Origin of the sequence: Bradyrhizobium yuanmingense (assembly GCF_025200905.1) — a bacterium.
GTDB lineage: Bacteria > Pseudomonadota > Alphaproteobacteria > Rhizobiales > Xanthobacteraceae > Bradyrhizobium > Bradyrhizobium yuanmingense.
Map to the genome: position 1 here is coordinate 5,938,488 of NZ_CP104173.1, position 23,960 is coordinate 5,962,447.

Below are 23,960 nucleotides of genomic sequence, written 5' to 3' on the forward strand. Positions count from 1 at the left end.
CGTCCCTGCCGCCTTTGCCCGCTCGACTCAGATTACTATCCGCTGTCTGTCGATATCCGGAATCGCGAGGAAAGCCACTTCCAACACGCTTAATCCTGCGGCATAGACGTGGTCAGCGCCATGCGGCTCCTTAGGTTCAGGATTGCCTTCAGAAAGCTCACCACCTCCTCGGCGATCAGCACGACGGGCATTTTGCGAGGCTCTCACGCGTAGGCGATGCGCCCGGGAATCTCGCTGTGGCCGAGCGTCACGCCGTTGAAAAAGTGCAACGCACAGACCATCTGGTTGAGATGCGGCCAAAAGATCCCTGTTACCACCAGCTGAACCTGGAACGTATGAACATCCTCCCAAGCGGGCGATCGGCTAGAAAAGCTCGGCCAGGCTTCGATACCGCGTTGAGATATGATCGGCTGCGTTTCCGGCGACAAATTGCCCACCGTCATGTCCTCAATCATGCGGCGGCTCACCTGGCCATCAGAAAACCTCCTGTCTGAAGGGGGCGGCTCTGAGAACGCCCGGATCCTCTCAGACGGCAGTCGGCGCGAGCGGCTTCGTTCCATCACCGATTAACAAATGTCGCGCCAACGACCCACTTTCAGGCAGATGCAACGCGTAGCTTGTGGAGTCCAAATCGACGGCTGGGAGTTTCTTCACCGACGTCAGTTTCGCCCGATGCTCGAGTGTTAATCGTTGACCACTCATTGTCGCGGCGGCGTTGCACCGAGGAGGGTATGCGCATGGCTTCGCGGTACTTTGCGACCGTGCGGCGGGCAAGATCAATGCCCAAGGCGCGCAAGCGTTCCACGATGGTGTCGTCCGACAGGATCGCGGAGGGCTCCTCCGAATCGATCAGCCGCTTGATGTGGTGACGCACCGCTTCCGCCGAATGCGCCTCGCCGCCGTCGGCCGAGGCAAGCGAGACCGTGAAGAAATATTTCAGCTCGAACGTGCCGCGGTTGGTCGCCATGTATTTGTTGGCGGTGACGCGCGACACCGTGGATTCATGCATCTGGATGGCGTCGGCGACGGCTTTCAGATTGAGCGGCCGCAAATGCGCGACGCCATGGGTGAAGAACCCGTCCTGCTGGCGCACGATCTCGGTCGCTACTTTCAGGATGGTGCGGGCGCGCTGGTCGAGCACGCGCACGAGCCAGGTCGCGTTCTGCAGGGCGTCGGTGAAATAGGACTTGTCGCCGTCCTTGCCGATCTTCTTCGACAGCTCGGAATAATAGGTCTGGTTAACCAGCACGCGCGGCAAGGTGTCGCTGTTGAGCTCGACATGCCAGCCGCCGTCGGGACCCGGACGGACATAGACATCGGGCACCATGGTCTGCAGGCGCGCCGAGCCGAACTTCATGCCGGGCTTGGGATTGAGGCGGCGGATCTCGCCGATCATGTCGGCGATGTCCTCATCGTCGACGCCGCAGATCTTGCGCAGAGCCGCAATGTCGCGCTTGGCGAGCAGATCGAGGTGCTCGACCAGCGCCTGCATCGCGGGGTCGTAGCGGTCGAGCTCGCGCAGCTGGATCGCCAGGCACTCGCTTAAGGAGCGCGCGCAGACGCCGGGCGGATCGAATTTTTGCAGAACGGCGAGGACGTTTTCGACCTCGGCCTGCGACGCGCCTAGACGCTCGGCGGCCTGGCCGAGATCGGGCGGCAGATAGCCGGCCTCGTCGACGAGGTCGATCAGGTACTGGCCGATCATGCGCTGCGCGGGCGCGGTGAAGGCAACCGAGAGCTGCTCGGCGAGATGGTCCGACAACGTTGTCTCGGCCGCGACAAAAGCTTCGAGATTGTAGTCTTCGTCACCGGAGGCGCCGCCGCCCCATTCGGTATAGGTGGTCGGCGCGGCATCCTGGGCGTTGCGCGCCGCAGCCTCGGCCGGCTCCTCGGAGAAGACATTGTCGAGGCCGGTGTCCAGGGTCTGCTCGATCTCGGCGCGGGTGCCGAGATCCTTGCTCATCCAGTCTTCCTGGCCCGGCTCGAAGCCTTCCGCGTTGCCGCCGAAGCCGTCCTCGCCCTGGCCATCGCCATGACCGTCACCTTGGCCGCCCCCGGAATCGCCGTAACTGCCGGCCTCGGCCGAAGCTTCGCCCGCGGGGGCCTCGTCACTGGCCCGTTCCAGCAGCGGGTTTCGCTCCAGCTCCTCCTCCACGAAGGTCGTGAGATCGAGATTGGACAATTGCAGCAGCTTGATCGCTTGCATCAGCTGCGGCGTCATGACCAGCGACTGCGATTGCCGGAACTCTAATCTCTGCGTAAGCGCCATGAAGCAAGAACCTTTACTGAAGTTGGCCCGCGTTTTGCTCATCTAGCCAGGAGCTGATCCACCCGCTTTGATGTCGCGCAAAAGCAGATGCGAGGTGGAGATTTTTGATGAAGGCCGACAACAACTGGACACCGAAACACTTGCGGAACTCCTTCGTTAAGTTCCGCTGTCCGTGAGACTAGAGAACTAGAGATTGGGAGGTGGCCCTTTGACCCGAGGACATGAACCAACAGGACAGTTTCACTGTGGCGACACTCCTGTGAACGACTTGGCAGTCCGCGGCAGTTTCGGTGACTTCTGAGAGTAGCCGCGATCCTAGACCATTCCGTAGGACCAGCGGCTTCATCGGTGCCTGCCCGTCACTCTGACATTCCACCAACATAGACCGTTGCTGCACGCTCGGAATTGGCGCGAACTTTGAAGCCAATCATGGAAGAACGTTGCCCAAACGGATTGGCACTAAGGCTGGCAGTCAAAACACTTGAGGTGGCGGGTTGATCTGGCCGCGAGATCGGCCTTGCGCCAAAAGAGATTGCGAGGTTATCGTCGCGTTCGGCTGCCTAAAGCCCGCCGCTTGTTAGCGCAGCGCCTACCCCATGTGCGTCGAAAACAAGTCCCTTGCCCAAATTGCTGGGGCAAATCGGCGGAAGATCGAACAGCGGCCACTATTGTGCCTGCGCTTCGGCTTATCCTGGCGAAGGTCCCAACGTATTCGCGGTGTCGCTTCTGGGCCTCTCACGCGCATTCGAATCTGGGAAGGATACCTTCCTCCTCCAACGTGCCGGCGTGACCGGGACGATCTTGTCGTTTGTCGAGAGCCTACGCGAGTTGCTTCGCTTGCAGAAGGACTGCCGACAATCACACCGGGAAAAAGGCGTCCGCACGCGCGTAGTACCGCTATGCTGTTGCCTATGACCTCGAGCACCACCTCATCGCTGGCTAGCAGAGTCTTGCCAGCGCTTTGGCGCACTCGGCGTCATATCAGTGCAGCGGGCGGAGCCTGCCGCCCCCCCAAACAACATCCCTCCGAAGCTTCGGTGGATGCCGATTCCAATCACTCGTCTCACTGTCATCTGAGCTACGGCGAGACGACACGTGCGGGTTAGCGCTCTTGGTACAACGCAGTGAGTCGCAGAGGTGGCCAGCTCCCAACTCGACCTCCCCGGCTCATTGGCTGTATCGCCGGACCCCCAGTTCGTGCTCCCGCTGCCTCTGTGACGATGGTAGCACCATACACCAAGCTGTAGACCACCGCAGCGGAACGTTGGCACCGGCAGATCTCATAGCGGTTACTAACACCATTGAGCGGCCGCACGAGGAGTTCAAGCGACGGATCGAGATCAAGACCGTTTGCCACCAGCGGCCGCCACGGCAATATTGTCCTGGCCTGCTCACCTCCGGCCAGATCACATGCGGCAAGGTCGATGGCTGGAGAACGCTTACACAATGCCTAGATAGGCGATTGACCTCGCTGCACGAGCAGGTAGCTCCACGTTGATGGAAATCGCGCCACAATTGTAAGGCGGCGCTGCCCCGCGGTGAAGCGCACGGCTTTAGCGACCATGGCATCGTCCACCGGCAAGCCGCTGCATAGGGCGAACCACCTTGCCGCGGCGGATCGCATCGGGCAGCGGCACCTCGATTGCCTGATCGAGTTAAGGCCGGGACGGCTGGCGCGGCCGGATCGCCTCGGGACGGTTGCTGGAGGGAATGAAGATGATGTCGGCGTCTTCCCGCCATCTCGTTGAGCATCCTGTTTAGCAACACTAGAACGCTTGAGAGGCGGATTGAGTCTGGCGCAACGAGACTTGCATGCAACGACGACGCCCCAAGTCCAGACCGGGCGCTGTTGAGGGACACCGCATACGCGCGCCGAATGCGCTTGCCTGCCCAGCTATCTGGTTTGAGCCGCTTTCCGTTGAAGTACATGGTTGAAGCCACTTGAGATCGGTTGTCCCGATGCGCGGCAATGACAGAAGAGACCGCTCGAGGACGGGGCTTTTAATCGTTCCTCTAGAGGGCGCGGAGTTAAATGAGGCGGCGTCGGGTTGCTTTGGCTACAGCATTTGTCCGGTTCGCCGCCCCCAGCTTTCTGACGACGTTCTTCATGTGAAAGTTGACGGTATTCTCGCTGACCTCCACAAGTCGCCCGATTACCCAGGCTGACTTTCCTTCTGCGACCCAGTATAGGCACTCTGTTTCTCGCTGTGTTAGCGGAATGTCTGTCTCCCAACCTTCATCAAGCGGCGGTGTAATCTGCGCGACAGCGTTGTGAAACGCCGACGCCAATGTCGTGAGATGAGCCATGCGATCCTGTGGATCGGCATCATCGAAGGGAGATGCAAACGATACGAAAGCCAATCGGCCTTCCGATCCAAACAATGGAACGCTTATGCCATGCTTAAGACCTGCTTCTCTGGCCTCGTGTAAGACGCGCAGCTCACGGGGCTGCAGTTCATATCGACGAGTCAGTTCATCCCAAAGAAAGGGCCTGGGCAGCATTGCTGTCCGCCGGACTACCGGGTCGATCGCTCGATACTCTTGCTCAGCATAGCGTTGGCACCAATCAGACGGAAAGTTTATAGTTGGCGGCGGCGGCAGATAGTCCAGCAGACGACGCTCATTCGGGCAGGTGAGAGCTCCGTACGCGACTTTATCAAAGCCTTCCTTGCTCGCGCAATTCACAAGAAGATCGAACAGCGCCTTGATTGATTTTGTCTGTGTAGCGCATTCGACGAAGCTGAATAGGTCTGGCCCGCGGCTTTCCCGTCCGCTTGAAGAGAGTGGCATTTCGCCGTGCGATAGGTCATCCATTTCTATTTCCATTTTACTTGCACAGATGTTGGCTCTGCTTGTTGCAGCTGGACGCCCGCACGCGAAGGAAAGCGCCGGGCCCGAAATGTTTGACTCGGTCTCAGCGCGTACCGAAGATCAGATAGGTGGAGCAAACCGGCACGCGCCGCCCGCAGATTGAGCCAACGCGGAGCTGACTTCGTTCGTTGGCGACCGATCGGGTTGCTATCCGAGCTGCCGAATCTCGCATGCGGATCCAGACTCTCGAAAGAATGGCTGGCAAATGATGCAGCGGTTGCGGCGGACAAGGGCAGCGCTTCTCGTAAGAACATACCAGCATCTAGAGCGCCGACGTAAAGAAGTGCGCTCGGCACGGGACTCTTCGCGCAGCTCGACACAACTCAGGTCACGGACCGGTGCAGCCCCCCTCAGGCGCTTGCATATGTTGGGCCGCCACTCGCGGACATTGACAACCAGCTGCTTGACAAGGACGACGGCGTACATGCGATCCTCAGGACGTCCTAGAACCAGCATGGTGGGCACAGCAATTCTCGTACCACCTTCCGTTTAGCAAAATGACCCCTTAAGAGAGAGGCACTCAGAGAAAGACGGTCTCATCTGAGGTGTTTCGAGCGGATGCGACATACGTAAACATGCGACAACGTCTCAGGCGGGACATCGAATTGATACATATCAAGAGCATGATTAAAGGCCGGTTGCCTCACCTTGCATTGACGCGGAGCGCGGATGGGCGCCGCCTGTGAGTGCGGTCCTAAGGCCCAAGCCAAATCCAGTAACGGCCTTTCCATCCTTGAAATCGAGCAGCGGAGTAGCAGTTTAGTCTTGCGGGGTCTTTGAGCAGCCGATGGCCGGCGCTTTCAGCGTTTCGCTGTGGCGCCCTTTGCGAACCTGCCCCTTCGGCGTCGGGAGCACTTGTCCCCTCCTTGCAAAGCCGAGGAGCGAACAGATGAAGGAGGAAAGAATCACGGAAGGCTCGTCGTGGATTGATCCGCGGCGCGCTGTTGATAAAGACGCCGGCTAACTTGGCGGAGATGCTGCGCCTCTGAGGCGTAGGCGTGGGGGTCTGAAGCGGATTACACGCCAGCTGGGATGCAGCCTTCACACGATGACGCGCTACGTAGCGGCCGGTGGGGTGAAGCCGTTCAAGTCATGTTGGGGGCTAGCTCTCGCGCACCACGGCCTTCAGGTAATGGTAGGCCTTGATGATCTCGACCAGGCGATCCTCCGTGGAGCGGTCGCCGCCATTGGCGTCGGGATGGTGCTGCTTGACCATCTCCTTGTACTTCGCCTTGATATCGCCGAGCGTCGCGTTGGCATTCAGGCCCATCACCTGCAACGCTTTCCGCTCGGCATTTAGAATCTTGGGCGCCTCAGGCTTCGCTTTTGCGCGGGGGCGGGCACCGGCGCGTCCGTTCAGCTCGACGAGCGTACAGAGGGCATGCCAGTCGTCCTCGACATCGGCCGCGCTGCCGGCCGTTTTGCGGGCGCTGATGTTCTCGCCCATCTTCCACGTCGGACGATGGCCGGTCAGCGCGTCGTTCTGGTAGCGCGCGACCGCTTCCGCGTCCATCCCCGAGAAAAAATTGTAAGACTGATTGTATTGGCGAACATGGTCGATGCAGAAGTGCCAATATTCGCGCGCATTGTCGCGGCCCTTGGGCGCGGGATGGCTGGCCTTGTTCTGGCAACCTGGCCATTCGCATCGCGCCGTGGTCTGGCGCTCCCGCGCTTCCTGCTTGTTGATGCGAATGGAGGCGAAGATTTCGGATGTGTCGATCGGCATGACCCGGCTCCGTCGGCGGAGCGGCAGTTAACAGGGCCGCTTCTATGCTAGAGAATTGATCGGCAAGTTGGGGCTGACTCCGCCTTCTGCGTCTATGTAGTGGCATGAGGTAGCAGGCACCTCTTAGCAATCGACGTGCCAGGACTTGCGAGCTTGGTTCAGACAATCATCTCTTGGCGATTTCAGATCGACTCAATCGCAATTTGCTGTCGGGTTCTGCACATGGAGGTCTTGAACGGGACCAGGTGAATACGGAGAAAGCGGGAGCTATGCGGGTCTTGGTGATGACGCGCTCAGAGAGGCAGCCTATCCAGGCGGATGGCGAACCTGCGAGAACTTCTCCAAGGAGGCGATACGGCTCGAAGGAGACGATCAATATCCTGCCCTTCGGTCAGTTGTCTGCGGTTGCCCATGCACTGCTACAAACTCTCCGCATAGCGCGTGATCTGTTTGCCCGGGCCGTCCAGACGGAACTGCCGCGTTCCGGAGACGCCAGCGAGCTGAAGCCGCGGCGGATGGTCGTGCCCGGCCGTGCGGCACGGCTATGGCCCGGCGCGCAGCAGCGCAAACGAATATCGGCGCGATCGAGGTTGCCAGGCCCAAGGTGAGGACCGGCGCGCGAGCGGCTCGCCGGTTGGATCCGCTTGACCTTGGTGATTTTGCCACTTGAGCGCGGCGAACCAGGAGCCTCGATCCCCTGCTGCCCGACCCTTAGCTGCGCCGTATGTCGACAGGCGATGCCAGGAGGGCTCTTGGCCCTGCGGGAAAGGATGCGCCGAACTTTTCGCCTTGTGATTTCGGGCCTGAACGAACAATGGAGGGGCGGATACGAGCGCTGGCAGCACAAGACCATCAGTGTAATCAAAAAAGATGCCGAACCGGTTCGGGGCGGCAAGAAGGCCATGCAGGATCTCAATGGCGCCAAGCCGGGCGGTCGGGGAGCATGCACTCGAATACGTTCGTCGACAATCGCGCCAAATGTGCGCGTCCTTGATCGCCGGACCAGGATCGCCAACCTAAAGCCTCTTGGCTTTCTATGACTTTCCTGCCGAGCACCAGAGAGAGCTCAGACATACAATCCGATCGACAGCATCCGCCGCGGTTCGGCACACGGGCGTGCACGCCAAGTTATGGCCACAAACCATACGATTGATGGTGCAAGCTGATCGAGGTCGCGTCGAAGACGTTGGGCTGGCTGAGAGCCCCAATCAGTGCCGAGATCGTGGCGGCGTCAGAGCGGCGACGCCATTGAGCTCGTCCCGAACCCGCAAAATCATGCCGCCTCCTCCGCTCCCTTACTAGTCGCGGTTAAGAGCGCCAAAATGAATGATCGGAGACGCAATCAGGGTAAGTCTCCAAGCGCGTCAGCTTTTCGACAGCTGATCCTAATAGAGCGAGAGAGAGCGACACTATCGGCTTGGCATTGCGAACCAACTCAAATCCTGGGGAGTGGACATGGACCCATTTAACAGCATCAACCCATTCGACCGAGACTTCGCTGCCTCCAACGCCGCGGCGCCACAATCGCAACAGCGGCAAGCGGAGTTTGAGCCGTACCTGGATGAAGTGCTGCAGCTTGATACCTCTTCCGTCGCGGAGGATCCTGTTTCACGAGATCACTACTATCCTCATCTGTCTGAAGAAGGCCGCAGACGCGCCGGGGCGTTGGGACTTGGGCACCAGAGCGCCGACGGTCCTCATCCCCAAGCCGCAGTCACTCGACGCTTCGGGACGCTGCTGCGGAGCCTAGCGCGCCGCGGGAAGCTTTGACCTGGCCGCAGGAGCTGAGTGCGGAACGGCACAATCAGCGAGGGCCGATAGACGAAGCCATCCTAGCATCGGCACTCAACCCGACCGCGCCCGGTCACCAGGAACCGGATCTTGGAGAAGCCGTTCGTTACTTCAACTGGAGCGACGCCTACCAGCCTGCTGCAAACGAGCTAACCGGGATAGCCCCCTTTTCGGGTCACCATGTCCTCATCAGTGAGGATTACACCGGGCAGTTAAGGCCTGCGAAGAGGCAGAGGACACTGAGCGAGACGGAAGGGGATGCCATTGAGCGCCAGCTCAGCGGGCCCGGCAATTCAGTCGCGCGCGAGCTGATGGAAAATGCCGGCACATCGTTTCAGCCGAGCGGTCAGTTGGTCCTTCCTGCCGAAGACTACTATCAGGATCTGCTCTGGGCGATGATGGAAAACGCCGGCCCATCGTCGTCTCTCGCGCCAACCGAGCGTCATGACCAGGTCGCGGATTTGGGAGTGGCCGTTCGTTCCTTGAGCTCGCGGCATGGCGACCAACGCACATCCGTTCCGCTTGAGGGTAGCAGCGTCCTGCCGAGCCAGGACACCCCACCCGCTCCTTTCATAGTTCATAACGACCGCTTCACGGCGCTGTTCGTGCCCGCGGCGGCGATGAGGGGCGGCTCTCCACTCAATTTGTCAGGCGCACCCATTCATTTCGGATCTCGACCGGAAAACGTTCCGCAGCCCAGCGCGCAGCCGGCGAATCGGCCCTCGCCAGCACGGCTTGCGGGGACGATGGAGCAAGCCGCTCCGGCGTCGGCCCGGACTGAGACGTCGCCTGCGGCCCGCGAGGTCTACGCTGCATCATTCGCCGTTCCTGAGGGCTTTTCGCACGGCACCCAACCCGCCCCAATCTCGATGATCTCGAAGCTCGGCTGCTGGGGCCTCTTGCCGGACGAAGCGCAGCCGATGAAGCAGTACGACATTCGCGGTGAGCGTTACACCGCCCTTTTGGGGCCGGGAGGACCCAATGATATTCGGCTCATCCATCATCCCCAAATGTAGACGCCAGGGACAGTCGCTACGTGAGAAGCGTCCCGCTAGCTCAGGTAGCGGACTTTGATGGACCATAGCTTGCTTCAATGACTCTTGCGAGCTTGGCGAGGTTCTGGCGGTGCGGATAGGCGCTGAGAACTTGCGGGCATCATCGCTTAGCCGCTCCTTGTTAAGCCGAACAGTTCTCTTGCCTTTTGTTTTTGGTAACGGCGTGACCACGTTGGCGGGCTAGTTGCGCCGAGGCGATTGTGCAGCGAGATCGGCGGTGGACTACCGACCGCCGATGGTGCGCGCTTCGCTGCAATATCTGCCCATGTCTCCACTTTTTCCTGGGCCCCCCAAGGCAAAGGAGTGAGGTGGGCATTGACGCATTCGGCCGGAAAGCGGCTCTTCAAAGACCTCGATAAAAACCTTTGTCGGCGGGCTTGCCGAGCCGCGAGAAATTCCAGCGTGCGCCGCGCTAATAGGTCAACAGATCACGATCGCGCGGCACGACCTCGCCGCCTTTGGACGCGGATCTTCGCCCAGAATCCCACTGACTTGCAGTCTCCTTTCCAGCATCACCACGATGGCGGTCCCGCGGAGGGGGATCCGCCGCAGACTGCCGAAAGAAATGCGGATAGAATCCAAATTGTGATAGAGGCACGATGAGACTACCCTACCACTTTGTGCAGGAGATTTCGGGACTCAGGTCAGCTAGCTTGCCCGGTGACTCTGGGAGGCTTCTTCAATGTTGGTCGTTGATACTATTTTGAAGCCAGACCAGTTTGGCGGTATCGGACTTTTCTCCGCTACTCTTCTGCCCAAAGGTTCGTTGATTTGGATTCACAACCCAATCGTTGATATCGCGGTGACGGCTGAGCAGTACGCAGCCCTGGATCCAACATTTCAAGCTCTACTTGATAAGCATGCCTATCCAAGAGACTACAAGGCAAACGATGGCGTGATAGAGTACAACGCTGACAACGCCCGCTTCATGAACCACAGCAGTCAGCCAAACACATGCCAAGACAATCATTGCCGAATTGTGACGGCCCGTGACGTACAATCTGGTGAAGAACTGACTTGCGATTACTTGTCTTTCGACCCAACGTGTGACTTATCGTGGAATAAAGAACCGCCAACGAATGTTGATGCCCCAACGGGCTAGACGGCAGTGGATTGAGTTCCCGGTCTGACGACTTGGTTGGCGGCGAATTTACACGGGAAGAGTTTCTGCAAGTGGTTGAGGCCTAACGACAGACGCAACCTTTTCCGTCCGCCTCCTCGAACTTGACGGTTATTGCGAGCGCAGCCTTGTTCGACATCCCTGGCGCGCAGAGTGCGGTGGCGCACGGTCGGGAACGTGCTTTCGATCACGTGTAGCCCCGACCGGAAAACTGCCCCCCGGAATTGCCCCTCCTCGGGATAGCTGCGGAGAGAGTGAATGAAGCAGGAACCAGTCAGTGACGGCTCGCCGCGGAGTGATCCAGGGGGCGCCGCACGCGGGAAGCGGGAGAACCCACCAGCCGGAGATCTATATGTCCTCGCGCGCATGGGTCTGCGCGTCCTAGATGCTTTCCGAAGCATGCCTGTCGGGTCTTTGCGGTACGCATCTGACGGGGGCCATCTTGGATGAGGGGTGGTCATTCGCGAAGCGTGTGACCTTAAGTCTAACTTAAATTCATCAGGTGATGCGCTCGAGGTCTTGGGCGGGCTGTAGCGGCGGCGCCGCTGGTCGCAGGACGACAAGGCACCGATGCCGAGGAGACGTTTCCGCCCCGCGCGAAGGTGACTGAGGTTGCGCGTCGCAACGGAGTGTCGGCCAGTCTGGTGTTTACCTGGCGTCGACGAGCGCGGGCTCCGGAACAAGTTGCACCATTTTTTACGCCGGTGCAGACCGCCACGGTAGCGGCATCCGCTGAGGAAACACCGAAGCGGGCGAAGCGCCTGAGTATGGCGCTTAATCGTCTTCACTTTTGGGTTTTTCTGAGCCGCATATTGGGCCATCGCCCTATCGATAATGTCTCGATCTTCTGCAGAGAGATCGGAATGGTGGTTGCGGCCGCCACCGGAGACAGGACCCGGATTGGGTGGGCGCCTCGGCCAAGTGCTGCTGAAAGCCCTCTTGCCCGGCATAGCCCCCCTGGTGCTCTTCCAAGACGGCGTGCTGCAACTGGGACCAAGCTGTTACATTGGATGGATCGAAATTGTACGGGTCCACCCCTAGCCTCACGTCCAAGAAAACAATTGAGCTGATCCTATTATGGATAGGCTTTCCAGAAGCTGACGAGGCCGTGGCTCGTGAAGCAATGCATCGCCACATCTGCAGAACGAAACTGCCCCACGGCTCTCAATCGTCGCGGGACTTCATCGGTTTCAGGACCCGCCTTCCTCGCGGCCGATGCAGCCCTCCGGCGGCATGGGGGCCGACGACTTGTCATTTCTCTGATTGCAAAACGGCATACCGGCGCCGCAGCAGGTGCACGCATGGTGCCAAGCCACAATTGCCCCGGATCGTTCTCGCAAATCCACGACGAGCCCTTCTGCGATTCGTGCCTCGTTCATTCGCTCTCTCATCGGCCATGCCAGGAGAGGCTATCCTCGTGTCGCAGAGGGGCGCATTGCCCCACTAAAACTGCTACCGAACAGCTGTCCTGTCGTGCCTGAGGGCGGAGCTGCCGAATCAGTTCGGTGGCGGCTATGGCAGGAAATATCAGCATGCGCGCAAAGCGCGAGATCACATCAGCCGTGGCCGAGCGTCATCAGGCCGGCGGTCGTCGCGAGAAGGGACGGATCCTGGACGAGCTTTGCGCCGTCACCGGACGACATCGTAAGCACGCGATCCGACCACTGTCAGCGGACGGGGCGTCGGGATCGGACGTACCGCGGCGGCGAAGCCGGACCTATGGGGCTTCCATTCGCGCCGCACTGATTGTGCTATGGGACGCCTCTGACCGGCTCTGCAGTAAGCGGCTCGTCGCGAGCCGTTCTTGCTCCCGTCACTTGAACGGCACGGCAGATTGAAGCTTTCTGCCGATGAGCGGTCGGCCGAAGCACCCCTTATACAGCTTGAACATTTCTTCGAAGCTTCCGACGGGTGACGGGCAGCTCGGTTAAGGTGCACCAAGGCGACCTTGCCGACCGGCAACAAAGCAGGACAGCGACTTCGTGTGTCCGCGTAAGCTCGCTCTTTCAGAAGTATCGGCGAAGGGAGATGGACCTGCGCCCCCGTCTCAGATGGGAAGACTTTGTGAAACATACCGCGCGCGTCTAAAGGTTAGCATGCAAATGACCTAAGCGCTCCAGCCCCTGCTCAATGAGAGATATTGGGAGATAGCTGAAACACAGGCGCACGTGGCGGCCACTTCGTGGGCCATAGTTCCGACCATTTATAAGGTGCACGTCGTGCTCGCCGCTTGCAGCCTCAATAAACCTCTCCGGATCTGTACCGGCGGTAAGCCGCACCCAGAACGAGAAGCCCCCGCTTGGCAGACTATATTCCGGCTCGCAAATCCGGCTGCGCTGCAATAACGTATGTACGCCGTCTCGCTTCGCTCGGTAGTGCTCGCGCAAGCGTGTTATGTGCGAGTCGAGAGCGCTTGATTGCAACAATCCCAAAACGACATTACTTAGAACCGGACTAACGCCGCCGTCGCGTTTGAGGTGCGCAAGCCTGTTGATAATGTCCGACTCCGCAAGCACCCAGCCTACCCGTAGTCCCGGTCCGGCAACTTTTGAGATGCTATGGACATTGATCACGTTGTCGCCCGGCGCCAACCAATGCACTGGACCGTTATAGGGCAACTCAGCATAGACAAGATCCTGCACCAAGAGAGCGCCATTGCGGGCCAGCAGTGCCGCCAATTTGGCCACATGGTCGCACGACATCTGGTGCCCCGTTGGATTATGAAATGCTGGCATCGTGTACAAAAGCTTCACCCGGGCAGTGGTCTGCAGCATTGCCTCCACTTCGTTCAGATCCACTCCGTCTGCGCCCAGACCTAGCTGGACCACGGTTGCGCCCGCGATCGAAAACGTACCCAGTGCGCCCAAGTAGGAGGGGTCCTCCGTCAGGACCACGTCACCGGGATCAATCCAGCCATCGGCAATCAATTGTAAGGCCTGCGAAGCTCCACCCGTAAGCATAACTTGGTCATGCCGCACACCGTACCTCAGTGCCAGCTTTGTACGAAGCTCGGGCAAACCCGCGCCATCCGTATACTGCGGCAGATCGGCGGGGGCCACACCTGTACGTTCGTCAAACGCATCTGGCCACGGCAGTTTTGCAAACATCACCGGGTCGGGCAACGCGTAGCCGAAATTGATGCCATGCGCCGCGCGTGAGGAGTTGAACGGCGCAAACCCCTGAGCCACAGCGCTGCGTTTTGAGATGCGCATATTCATGGCTTCGTCATTCGGATCTTCATGATTGCCAAATCTGCTCTCTGCGAAAGCGCTTATTGTACGCCGAGGCAAAGCTTGCAGGTATTGGCGTGCTGAAACGGGGAAAGTCCACCGACGCCTTTGGCTGGGCTGTTACGGCTGATGTCTGGAGGGACGGCCGCCAGGCACCGCCAAAGTAGTGCTGGCCGTAGCCCATCGCCAACTCAGGTACTACGGGATAGAGTAGGCTCAGGAACAGCGAGATCTGCGCAGCATTCCATGTCCAACCCTTTGCATGTGCGAAGCCAGCTAGATCGAAGTACCTATCGATGATATCAAGCGCATCCCAGAAGCGCAGTGCGGTGACGGCATCGGCGTAATCTTCAGCGAATCGGCGGAGATTCGGGGAGAGTTCAGTGCTCTCTACCGTGCGTGCGCTTTCTGCACACCGCCGTAACGCATCTTCCCAGATCCGAATCCGGGAGGCTGCCGAGATGAGCCCATCGAGATCAAAATCGTTTGCGTCGGTTCCAAACGGCTTGGCCACGCGCGCCAGTGCATAACGCAGTACGTTTGGGCCCACCTCGCGCGCCACTTCATCGGCCCAAAGAGCATGATCACGACTGGTGGAAAATTTCTCGCCTTCCAGCTTGTAGAAATCCTGGACGGAGTGATTCTTTGGAATTGGGTAGCCGCGCGCGAGCAGAGCGCCGGCTACACCTAGCGTGTAATAGAAGCGATTATCTTGCCCCATGAAGAAGAGCAGCTCGCTGTTCTGGTCGTGCAGCGTCGCGTTTGCGTCCAGACCTAAGCGGGCGCATTGCTCGCGAATTCCGGTGTCGAAGCACCAGAGGCCCTCAAACCATGTAAGCAGCGTTTGGCCGATCAGAGCGTCAGGCTGTTTTACCCCGACTCCGTGCGTGAAATGGCGGGTCATCGGCAAGCCGCGCACATCCCGGTGTAGCCAAGCGCGCGCCTTGGCGCGTATCGGCTCGGGCCATGCGCTTTCTCCAACGGCTTCGTGCAGCTGGCGAGCCAGACGTGGCATGTCGAACACGGCCTGCGTGATGGGTCTTAGCACAAGATTGCGGCCGCAGGTCACGTGCCGTGCGTCACGGATTGTGTCGTGCTGAACAGCCAGCCCGCAGTTCTCACACAGGTTGCTGTCGCAAGGCGATGAGCAAGCCGGACAACGGCCAGTTGCGAGCGAGTCCGCAACGAGCTCGCCGCAATGTTCGCAATACAGTTGGACGCCTTGCCGCACGTCAACGTACCCGGCCACTTGCAGCTCGCGGAATATCGCTAGCGCATTTTCCTTGTGAATCGCGCTGGATGTGCGCACGAACACATCAGGCGCAATTTGCACGGCACGCAAACACGCTAAGATCTGGTGAACGTATTGTTCTGCGACCTCGCTAAAAGATCCGCCGAGCTTTCGTGCCGTTTCGATCGTATGTGTGCCGTGCTCGTCCGATCCAGTGATGTAGTAGGCCCGATGGCCGTTCATGCGTTGAAAGCGGACGAAGATATCAGCGAGTAAATACACGCCGCCGATGTGGCCCAGATGTAGTTTGCCGTTGGGGCAAGGCGGCGCGGGACAGACAAAATAAGTGCGCACGTCAATCCCACCAAATCGAGATAAACTTGAGAGGGCCGTCTTGGCCGATATTGCGGATAGTGTGCGTCTGATGAGGCGAAATGTAACACAAGGTCGTTTCGCCAACATCACGGACCTGACCGTCGACTTCGAATTCTCCACGACCAGAGATCAGCAGCCACAGTTCGTGCTCCTGATGATCGTGCGGGTCGACCGCATCGCCTGGAGCGAGCTCCACGACTGAAGCACCAAATGCGGGGCTGAGACCCTCCGGGAGATGCTCCAAAAGGCGCCAGACCAGAACGTTGTATTCGGTTCGCATCAGAGAATGATCGAGCTGCGTCGTGTACACGTTGGTCTTCCTCAGACGTGGCTATCAGTCGCGATAGAATATGCCGTTGGGAAGCTTCAGGTTTTCAAGATCCGCCACCGCTTCCTCTGGTGGGTTGTAGGCGCGCTTCATCCGGTTGTATTCGGTGCGTGTCGGACCCCCAGTGGATGCGCGCTGGAATACCAAGTGAATCGCACGACGCGACCGATCGCTTTTGTTTGGCAAGGAGAAATGGGGCGCATAATCGTCGAAAATGAAGACATCGCCAGCTTTCAATTGCACCGGCTCCCATTTGAAGGTCTCGGCTATCTCCTGGTGGATCACGCCGCCGGCATCCATCGGAAACATTCCTTCCTTATGGCGAGCTGGCGTGAAGAAGAGCCCACCGTTACCCGGGTCGGAGTCGTCCACGGCGATGGATGCAATTGCGTGCACCATGCGCTCGGGTATCTTGTGCGGGACATGATAGATGTCCTGATGAGGACGGTATCCGCCGCTGTCCGGATACTTGAAGATCAAGAGTTCCTTCAACATCCGTGTCTTCTCATCCAAGAGTGTCTCGACCGCTATACGAATGCGGCCATCGGCCAGGAGCGCCTCCCGAAGAGGTGCATGGTAGTCTAAGAAGTTCTCGGCCTTGGAGATAATCTTCCGGCTGTCACTCGTCTTCTCGAACCACAACATCCACCTATCGGAGCTTACATCCCAACGAGCAACTTCCTCAACGTAACGAGAAATCTTGTCGCGCGCGGCTGGATCGAAGAACCTTTCCAATCGAAGGTATCCATCCTTATGCCACTTCGATTGTTGTGCCTCAGTCAGCATGTGTGAGCTCCTTCCTAAGATGAGGCGGATCAATTGTGCTTTGCCCGAGACGGGTTGCTAGCACCGCATTAAGAGCGGTCGCGCTCAATATGCTCAGCAACATCACGTCAAGGCCGAATCCACGGACCAACTGCCCTCCGACCATGGGAAAGCCGAAGAGCCCGAGGAAATATGCGAGGGTAAAGATCTGCGAGGTAGTGGGTACGGAGACGCCGTGCTCGCCGGCGAGATTGACTGCTATCGTGTTCAAGGTTGAATAACTTAACCCATAGCCGCCGGCAAAGAGGACCGTGGCCGCAATATAGAGTGAGGTGCTGCCAGTGTTGAGAAGGAACAGCACCAGAGATGCAGCGGTCAATAGGATGAGCGTGAGCGCCAGTCGGCGTAACGGCAGGCTGCCCATGAGGTGAGCGACCGAGAAGCGTAGTACCACGCTCGTAGCAGTAAACACGAGAAAGAACAGATCGGAATTCAAGTGACGTGATGCGGAATACGCGCTCTGGTATGTGGCCAGCCCCGCGAACATGCAGGCTGAAATCGCAATCATGAAGATCGGGAGCGCTGTGCACTTCTGAAGCACTGTCGTAGTCGCAGCCAGTGTAATTTCGATATCCGGCATAGCCAGTGCCGATAGCTTCGACATTGCGCGTCTTGTAAGGTCTACGCAAACGGCGGCGATCACGCACGCAATCGCAAGCACGGCATAAATGGTCGCGAGCGAACCGGTGTATCTTGCGAGCAAGTGGCCAAGTGGAGACGCTAGGCCGAGCCCAGCCATTTGCGATCCGGATAAGACCGTCAAATACTGAATACGTGCTGAGGGCCGTAGATGGCGGACGATCTGCAGCGGTGCCAGAATGAGGAACACTGACCAAGCAGCGCCCACCAGTAGTCCTCCACAGTACGCCGCTCGCGTATCGAGGGCAGCGCCGGCAAAGGCCAGCATGGCTAACGCCATAAACAGCGATGCGACAGTCAACGTGGGTAATAGGCCTATCCGCTTTGCCAGCCGCCCTGCCAAGCAACAGGAAACGAGAGTAGCAGCCATGCCGCTAGAAATGATAAGATCCGCGGCTCGACCATCCGTTTCGAGCGCATGCATGTAGTCCGGCAATAGAAAGCTAGTGCCGTAAGCTGCGGCAATGACAATGGAGGCAATCAAAAACGGTACAAAGGCGCCGTAGTCGATCGTGCCTGAAAGCTGGTCGGCGGCGTTGGCCGTTCCATCCGCAATCCGGGCCCGCAGCGGTGAGGTCGAGCCGCCGTTCATGCGCTCCCCGATACCTGTCGGGTTGATCGCAGCGCAACCACACCGGCCTCTCGTTCAGACGTGTCTGGAGGTGCACAAACCTGAATCATCTCCCTGTCGGATGTATTCAAGTAGAACGGTCGGCCGAGGAGGCTATTAATAATTTGGCTGTTGCGGTACGCGACCAAAGACAGATTGGCGCTCTGCAATCCGTGCTGCACGCGGCTTTGATTTTGCAGATATAGTGGTCCTGGCATGTGCCGACCGAAGCGAACTGCGTAGTCCGGGCCAAGTACTGGCAGGCCATCTTCCATACACGCACCCTCGAGGAGGGTCTCCAAGAAGGGCGGCGTGCGTGGTTGGAAACCTGTAGCAAGCACTATGCGATCGACGAGGATGCAGCTATTTCGCCGCGTTGCGTTCTCATCTAGATCTACTCGCCAGCGCTTTTCATGGGACCTGATGTCTTTCACGACTACGCTGGACAACAGACGAAAACGGCCCGCCAGCGTGCCATCCACGCTCCGTTCGTACAGCATTTCATATAGGCGGTTGCACAAATCGACAGAAATACCATCGCTCGTAAGCATCTCGCCCTCGACTATGTCCCGGCGTTGCTGAAGCGGTAGGGCGTGAAAGCGACGGCTATAGGCGGGTGTGTAAGCCTCATTCACAAAACTGTTGTCGTCCATTGAAAATAAGTTCGAGCGCGACGTTGCCCACGTGATCTGAGTGGGCACAGAACGAGTAAGAATGTCCTCGATAATCTCAGCCCCGCTCTGACCACCTCCCACAACGAGCACATGCTCGGCTGCATTCGGTAGCTGCCGCTCGAGATAGTCGGCTGCATGGTAGACGGTGTCACACAGCAAAGATCTGGCACAGGGGGGAATCTTGGGCTCTACGCCAACACCCAAAACAACAGCGCGGGCCAAGTATGTGGTTGTATTCGTGCTGATGCGGTAGCCGCCCCTAAACGGAACAACATCTGTGACGTCCTCGGAGAATCGGAGCGTATTGAGTCGCCCTGCGACCCACCGGTAATACTCAATGAACTCCTGCCGGGACGTTGAAGCATTGCGCTTGTTGACAAAGCCGTAGAGCCGACCATGCAGTGCCAAATAGTTGAGGAACGAGTATGGGCTAGTAGGATCGACTAGGGTCACGCAATCCTTTAGCGGCGACACCTGCAGCCGACTGTTCGGCAGTGCAAGGCCTGGATGCCAGAAAAGTGCGTCTCGCTTATCCAGGAAAAGTGCGCGGAGCGGAGTAGGTTCAATAAGCGCTGCGAGACTGAGGTTAAATGGGCCGATCCCAATTCCGATGACATCCAGCATTTCCACAGGAGTCTCTTTGAGCTCGTGCAAGTTCTTGTCCTTGGCGCTCGCGTCAGTACTGTCCGGGTCCTTCGCTGCATTACCGAAGCACGTTTGTGTGACTTGGGATGCGGCAGCGGCTTGGCCTGTAGCCGCGGGAGGCGGGGTGAATGGCCCATCCGCAAAAGCCGCGTCTTGCATGACGTCTGTTGAAACCGGCAACAGTCTCATCCGTGTGAACACTAAAGTCCGCCTGCGACCATCTTCACCCACCCAGCCGGTGATCTCTCTGCTCATTAGCAACCGCCGTGCCACCCACAAAGTCTAGACTGCGCGTTGTTGAACGAGAAGAACATGCCCACGTAAAGCGTTTCGTGCGGCGTTGCTCCGGCAGCTCCTGTCGGATTTACGACATTCAGGCGGGAATAGGACAAACACATACCGAGTACGAAGCGCGCGGATCCATGGCTGAGAAACCAACACACCGTGAATGCTCATCTATGCCGACAATGCTCAAATCAAATCAGCACGATCTTCCACACATTGTCAGCGGTAAAAGAAGGGACGTGAGCCCGCGGAGCACCTCTATCACGTCATGAAAGGAGCGGTACGGGCCTACAAACTGCCGTCCGATGGGCGAGGTCTGACTGGCGCATTTCATTTCCCGGGTGACATTTTTGGATTCCAGAACGGTGGGGTACACCGATTTACCGCGGCAGCCGTTTCGCACAGCACAGATCAAGAGGCATACTCTTGATGCGATCGCCCACACTGACGCACTTGTCTCTGGCGCACCTTGCTCAACATGACCGCGACTTGATTGCAGCACGCGGTGAACCGAATGAGGCTGCTTGGAAGTAAGACTGCTCTGGAGCGCGTTGCCGCTTTCTTGCACCAGATGGGGGCGCCGCTCACGACTGCTGATGTCATGTCACTGCCAATGTCTCGCCGCAACATCGCGGATTACCTTCTTGACCATCGAGACCGTCTCACCGCAGTGTCGCAATTGCATAATGATGGCGTTCTTGCTTTCGTCCGCAATACTCAACGCGAGATCATGATTCCAGACCGGCAGCAGCTCGCTAGTTTCGACCCGCAAAGTTGAGCGCGGCCCAGTGCATGCAATCCGTACCTCGGCACGAGCATAAGGCGACGCAGCAAAGGGCTTGTCAGGCACCCGTTCGACGAGCGCGCCGATATCGGAATGAACGAGCTCGCGGTTGCGTTCGACTCCTTCAATTAATCGATGATCCGTATTCTAGATCCCCTTCAGAACATGTTCGCAATTCTTGGCCAGGGTACCCAAAGCCGTTGCCAATCGCTCGATGAGAGCGTTCTCCAACCCCTCCTTTTGCGAGCGCGTGCGAATGTCCGCCACCAGATCAGGGATCTGCGCGGCCATGGACGTCTGCGTGGCGATGAGCACGTCCGCATCAATACGCGTCTCGCGCGCAAATTGTTGCCACTGACGCAAGCCAATTTGATCGAGGTTGTATTCACCCCCGACTTTCATGGCGAGTTTGATCTTGCGCTGATCGACGTGGTCGTAAGGAAGAATGCTGGCGATGTCGTAAAGGGGGGCAAGACGCACGAGAGGACCGCTGGCCAGAAGCAATGAATAGTCCTTGGCGTGAGCATCAGAGCCTCCAATGAGCCAGTTGAAGAGCTGACGCTGCAAAGCGGGCCGTCAACATCGGCACGGTTTTCTTAGCCCAACTGAGAGAGATCGGCACTGGCGATCCAAACGCTGAATGAAGGTGACCAACGCCGCGGACAGACCTCGGCCTCCAAGACTTGAGATTCAGCGTATCTGTCGCACTGATCGCATGACGCTTTCTGCGATGCTGAGGCTCAAGCCCATGTCGAGGCACAGCTTGAAGAATTCCTCCATCGCGTCGGAGGGGTCTAGGCGATACCGCCGCGTCAGGTCACGTGCAAATTTCCCGATCGGAACGACATCGCTTGATGTCACCCATCCCGGATTGCCGACCTTTGCCTCGAATTCCGCAATGACGTCGTCGGGAAGCTCGGGACCGAACAAGAAATATCTTAGATACGGAACGAAGTGAGGGTGCGTATAGATCTCCGTTCCAGTGCATCCGTTCCGCTCGAATAACCCTTTTCGGGAAGTTTTGACCCTGCCGACATTATACTTGGGATCGTTCCAGTAGCTTAGCCGTTGTGGCGGCACCGCATTGCGCTCGCTCAAGGAACGCAGGAGCGTCAGAATAGGCTCCTTATTGGCATTGTAATTGGCATGGCCTTCGGTGTGATCGCGGTGTGTCACACGAAGATCGATCCTCTGAACAAGCTCAACTTCACTCTGGGTGAGATCAATGTGAAACTTATCCACGTTCCTTCTCTCGTTGGTGCACTGGTCGCCCTTCCCTAGAGAGTATCCGATTCTTGACAGGCTAGCTTCTTATGTTCGCGCCCAGGACTGACGACTACAGACCAGATTGGGTTACGCGAGTATCGTCGAATCCGCAAAACTCTTGATTCGCAACACTTTGATGGCGACCGGATGGAGCTCGAAGCTCAAGCGATAGAGGCAATCTGGCGTGCTTTGCAAAAGCCCGCATCGACGACATCGCGTCGCGCAAATGCGATGGACGAGCGCATCGCCGCGTCAGGGTGGGCATCGGCCGTTGATCTGGAGGACTATCTGCTTTCACCAGGATCGCCGGCTCGACCCTCCAGCCGTCATCGACCCCAAAGTTTTGGCAGATGCGCTGGGCCTGCCATTTCGCTCGGTGTTCCCTCGACCGCAGCGCCGCAACGACGAAGTCTCTGGCTATGACATGCTTTCAGCAGCCGATACCGCAGCGCGCCTTTGCCCGCGTCTGGACGCAACAACGCACGTGACCGACGAGGAGATTTCAGTGCTCTTCTACGAGGCGAACCGGCACCGCCTCCCGCCGCTCACGCTTTCCGCCCCATATCGGGAGTGGCGCGGCATCAAGATGTCGCGCTTCAAGACATCATCCGGATAGCGCCTGGAATATGCCTTTGACAGCAATGGTCACGCGTTGTGGCTCACCGCCCAAGCCCCAAAATACCGCAAACGGCCGGCATCGGAGGCGGTTACATGCCCCGATTGCGGAATGATGTACGTGAAAGGCTCTCGGACCAACGAGCAATCGCATCGTTCTTACCACCGAAGGCGATTTTCCATCATCGAACCAAAACCGCACCGGCGCTTCAGGGAAGCGCTCAATCGAGACCTCGATGCCGCGTGGGTAGATGTCAAGTCGCCAAAATGGAAACGCGCAGAGGTCTATGGCCGGGCGCTCGAGTTTAAGCGGGAACTAGGCTACGACTTCACGCAGTGGTCGTTAGAGGCGCGGCACGATCCGGACGCCATCGGGTTCCTATTCTCCGACGAATACGGACGCATCGTCGGTGCGTGCTCTTTCCGGCCGCAGGACGGGGCGGATGAAAGACCGTGGCGCCTTGATTGGATTTGGATCTGCCCGGACGCCCGCCGCCTTGGCCAGCTCGGTCGACATTGGGACCGCTTCCGCCAGCGTTTCGGCGTATTCGACATTGAGCACCCTGTCTCCGATGCAATGCGGGAGTTTCTGCGCAAATGAGGTTGCGCCGACTTGTTGCGATTGGGTGCAGCCGACCATAACGGCACGTTGGGTTCTCGAATTTGAACCCGCAACCTTTCAACACCGCCGGATTGACGAAATTGGCCCCAAACGAACCTCGCGACCACCACTATGTTCCACAGTTCTTTCTGCGCAACTTCGCGGTGGACCAGGAGAAAACCCGCATAACGACGGTCGGAAAACATGGCCCGATGGCAATTTGGAGTGAGCGTTCAATCGAAAGTCTTGGCTACGAACGTGACTTCTATGTGCACATGCGCCATGGCATTCCCGAGTCGGTCGAAACGGAAATCAACCGTCGGATAGAAACACCGATCTCTCAAAGTGACACATGGGCCAAAATTACGAGTGGTCGAACCGACGCCCTTGATCGATCTGACCGAGCGATTCTTTACGCGCTAATCCGGCATCTCGAAGCCCGCACGCCACACTACGAAGCTACTATGAGTGAACTCGCGCGAATGGCGAGCGACCCTACTTCGGAAATGCCATTTGGCGACGACGAGCGCGCCGCATACGGAGAGATGCGCGCTAATCCGAACCTGGCTAAAAAGATGTTGAAGATGGCTGCGACAACAGCGTGGGCGGAGAGAAACTTTAAGGGCGCGCTTATGATGGTGCTCCGCTCTCCGATTACCCTTCGGTCCTCAACTACTCCAGTGCTCGCGATGCCTGCGCCCGCGCATCCGGCAATGGCGCTCCCACTTCCCGGTATGATTCCGTATCAGCTCGTCTTGACCCTCAACCCAGCGACGATTGCTTGCCTGCTGCTGGGCGACTTCGATGGCGCCTTTTCAAACCGAGAGATCGACGTTCCGACTGCCATGGGCTTCAACCGGCACTTCGTTGGCCAATTTGCGAAATTCGACTATGTACGCCACTTGATCACCCCTGCCGACGACATCGCCGTCGATATGACCTGGGCGCCCTACGACCTTGTTGAAAGTTCACAACGCAAGATTGTCTTTCGACGGCGCGCTTAGAGTTCTCATCTCGACC

At 58.3% G+C, this 23,960-nt stretch carries 21 protein-coding genes and 1 pseudogene; 10 read left to right on the forward strand and 12 right to left on the reverse strand.

Going from position 1 to position 23,960, the window contains the following annotated elements; all coding sequences use genetic code 11:
• Nucleotides 1-203 precede the first annotated feature (203 nt).
• The gene (locus N2605_RS27540) at nt 204-455 is read right to left on the reverse strand and encodes a hypothetical protein (RefSeq protein WP_260343921.1); all 252 of its coding nucleotides are present in this window, start codon (nt 453-455) and stop codon (nt 204-206) included.
• A gap of 140 nt (nt 456-595) precedes the next feature.
• On the reverse strand, nt 596-2,269 hold the full coding sequence (gene rpoN / locus N2605_RS27545; protein ID WP_260343922.1) for an RNA polymerase factor sigma-54: 1,674 nt from the start codon (nt 2,267-2,269) through the stop codon (nt 596-598).
• A gap of 1,291 nt (nt 2,270-3,560) precedes the next feature.
• Between rpoN and N2605_RS36590 the strand changes: the two are divergent.
• Nucleotides 3,561-3,767, forward strand: a pseudogene (locus N2605_RS36590) (hypothetical protein); the annotation flags it as partial.
• A 530-nt stretch (nt 3,768-4,297) separates the two neighbouring features.
• Here N2605_RS36590 and N2605_RS27550 read toward each other — a convergent pair.
• Together N2605_RS27550 and N2605_RS27555 are read right to left on the reverse strand one after the other, a co-directional pair.
• Nucleotides 4,298-5,083, reverse strand: a complete 786-nt coding sequence (locus tag N2605_RS27550; protein ID WP_311735335.1) for a helix-turn-helix transcriptional regulator — start codon at nt 5,081-5,083, stop codon at nt 4,298-4,300.
• 1,159 nt (nt 5,084-6,242) lie between these two features.
• Nucleotides 6,243-6,866: a J domain-containing protein gene (locus tag N2605_RS27555; protein WP_260343923.1), complete on the reverse strand. Its 624-nt coding sequence runs from the start codon at nt 6,864-6,866 to the stop codon at nt 6,243-6,245.
• Nucleotides 6,867-7,618: 752 nt separating this feature from the next.
• Here N2605_RS27555 and N2605_RS27560 point away from each other — a divergent pair.
• The 4 genes from N2605_RS27560 to N2605_RS36595 all read left to right on the forward strand — a co-directional run bounded on the left by N2605_RS27560 (nt 7,619) and on the right by N2605_RS36595 (nt 11,902).
• Nucleotides 7,619-7,906: a hypothetical protein gene (locus N2605_RS27560; protein ID WP_260343924.1), complete on the forward strand. Its 288-nt coding sequence runs from the start codon at nt 7,619-7,621 to the stop codon at nt 7,904-7,906.
• 726 nt (nt 7,907-8,632) lie between these two features.
• Complete coding sequence (locus tag N2605_RS27565) at nt 8,633-9,673, forward strand: hypothetical protein (protein ID WP_260343925.1); 1,041 nt, start codon at nt 8,633-8,635, stop codon at nt 9,671-9,673.
• A gap of 721 nt (nt 9,674-10,394) precedes the next feature.
• Entirely contained in the window at nt 10,395-10,814 is a 420-nt protein-coding gene (locus N2605_RS27570) for an SET domain-containing protein (RefSeq protein WP_260343926.1), read from the forward strand.
• A 647-nt stretch (nt 10,815-11,461) separates the two neighbouring features.
• Nucleotides 11,462-11,902 (forward strand): hypothetical protein, encoded by a 441-nt coding sequence (locus N2605_RS36595; RefSeq protein ID WP_425248821.1) that lies wholly within the window; start codon nt 11,462-11,464, stop codon nt 11,900-11,902.
• A gap of 1,014 nt (nt 11,903-12,916) precedes the next feature.
• Here the strand turns inward: N2605_RS36595 and N2605_RS27575 are convergent.
• From N2605_RS27575 to N2605_RS27600, 6 genes are read right to left on the reverse strand one after another with little or no spacing between them, the layout of a single operon-like run.
• The gene (locus N2605_RS27575; protein WP_260343928.1) at nt 12,917-14,050 is read right to left on the reverse strand and encodes an aminotransferase-like domain-containing protein; all 1,134 of its coding nucleotides are present in this window, start codon (nt 14,048-14,050) and stop codon (nt 12,917-12,919) included.
• 19 nt (nt 14,051-14,069) lie between these two features.
• Nucleotides 14,070-15,647 (reverse strand): class I tRNA ligase family protein, encoded by a 1,578-nt coding sequence (locus N2605_RS27580; RefSeq protein WP_260343930.1) that lies wholly within the window; start codon nt 15,645-15,647, stop codon nt 14,070-14,072.
• 1 nt (nt 15,648) lies between these two features.
• Nucleotides 15,649-15,978, reverse strand: a complete 330-nt coding sequence (locus tag N2605_RS27585) for a cupin domain-containing protein (protein WP_260343932.1) — start codon at nt 15,976-15,978, stop codon at nt 15,649-15,651.
• A gap of 24 nt (nt 15,979-16,002) precedes the next feature.
• Nucleotides 16,003-16,782, reverse strand: coding sequence for a phytanoyl-CoA dioxygenase family protein (locus N2605_RS27590; protein WP_260343933.1), 780 nt, complete (start codon nt 16,780-16,782; stop codon nt 16,003-16,005).
• Complete coding sequence (locus tag N2605_RS27595) at nt 16,772-18,052, reverse strand: MFS transporter (RefSeq protein WP_260343934.1); 1,281 nt, start codon at nt 18,050-18,052, stop codon at nt 16,772-16,774. The genes N2605_RS27590 and N2605_RS27595 overlap by 11 nt, the downstream gene beginning before the upstream one ends.
• Nucleotides 18,049-19,644, reverse strand: a complete 1,596-nt coding sequence (locus N2605_RS27600) for a lysine N(6)-hydroxylase/L-ornithine N(5)-oxygenase family protein (RefSeq protein ID WP_260343936.1) — start codon at nt 19,642-19,644, stop codon at nt 18,049-18,051. The genes N2605_RS27595 and N2605_RS27600 overlap by 4 nt, the downstream gene beginning before the upstream one ends.
• Nucleotides 19,645-19,942: 298 nt before the next feature.
• Here N2605_RS27600 and N2605_RS27605 point away from each other — a divergent pair, with 298 nt between their 5' ends.
• Nucleotides 19,943-20,104 (forward strand): hypothetical protein, encoded by a 162-nt coding sequence (locus tag N2605_RS27605; RefSeq protein WP_260343939.1) that lies wholly within the window; start codon nt 19,943-19,945, stop codon nt 20,102-20,104.
• Between the two features lie 84 nt (nt 20,105-20,188).
• Entirely contained in the window at nt 20,189-20,452 is a 264-nt protein-coding gene (locus N2605_RS27610) for a helix-turn-helix domain-containing protein (protein WP_260343941.1), read from the forward strand.
• 153 nt (nt 20,453-20,605) lie between these two features.
• Here the strand turns inward: N2605_RS27610 and N2605_RS27615 are convergent, their stop codons facing one another.
• Together N2605_RS27615 and N2605_RS27620 are read right to left on the reverse strand one after the other, a co-directional pair.
• On the reverse strand, nt 20,606-21,025 hold the full coding sequence (locus N2605_RS27615; protein WP_260343944.1) for a HipA domain-containing protein: 420 nt from the start codon (nt 21,023-21,025) through the stop codon (nt 20,606-20,608).
• 123 nt (nt 21,026-21,148) lie between these two features.
• Entirely contained in the window at nt 21,149-21,700 is a 552-nt protein-coding gene (locus tag N2605_RS27620; protein WP_260343946.1) for a hypothetical protein, read from the reverse strand.
• Between the two features lie 295 nt (nt 21,701-21,995).
• Here N2605_RS27620 and N2605_RS27625 point away from each other — a divergent pair, with 295 nt between their 5' ends.
• From N2605_RS27625 to N2605_RS27635, 3 genes are all read left to right on the forward strand, one after another.
• Complete coding sequence (locus N2605_RS27625; RefSeq protein ID WP_260343947.1) at nt 21,996-22,340, forward strand: hypothetical protein; 345 nt, start codon at nt 21,996-21,998, stop codon at nt 22,338-22,340.
• Nucleotides 22,341-22,451: 111 nt separating this feature from the next.
• Nucleotides 22,452-22,940, forward strand: a complete 489-nt coding sequence (locus tag N2605_RS27630) for a hypothetical protein (protein WP_260343950.1) — start codon at nt 22,452-22,454, stop codon at nt 22,938-22,940.
• Between the two features lie 62 nt (nt 22,941-23,002).
• Nucleotides 23,003-23,944 (forward strand): DUF4238 domain-containing protein, encoded by a 942-nt coding sequence (locus tag N2605_RS27635; RefSeq protein ID WP_260343951.1) that lies wholly within the window; start codon nt 23,003-23,005, stop codon nt 23,942-23,944.
• The last annotated feature ends 16 nt before the right edge of the window (nt 23,945-23,960 follow it).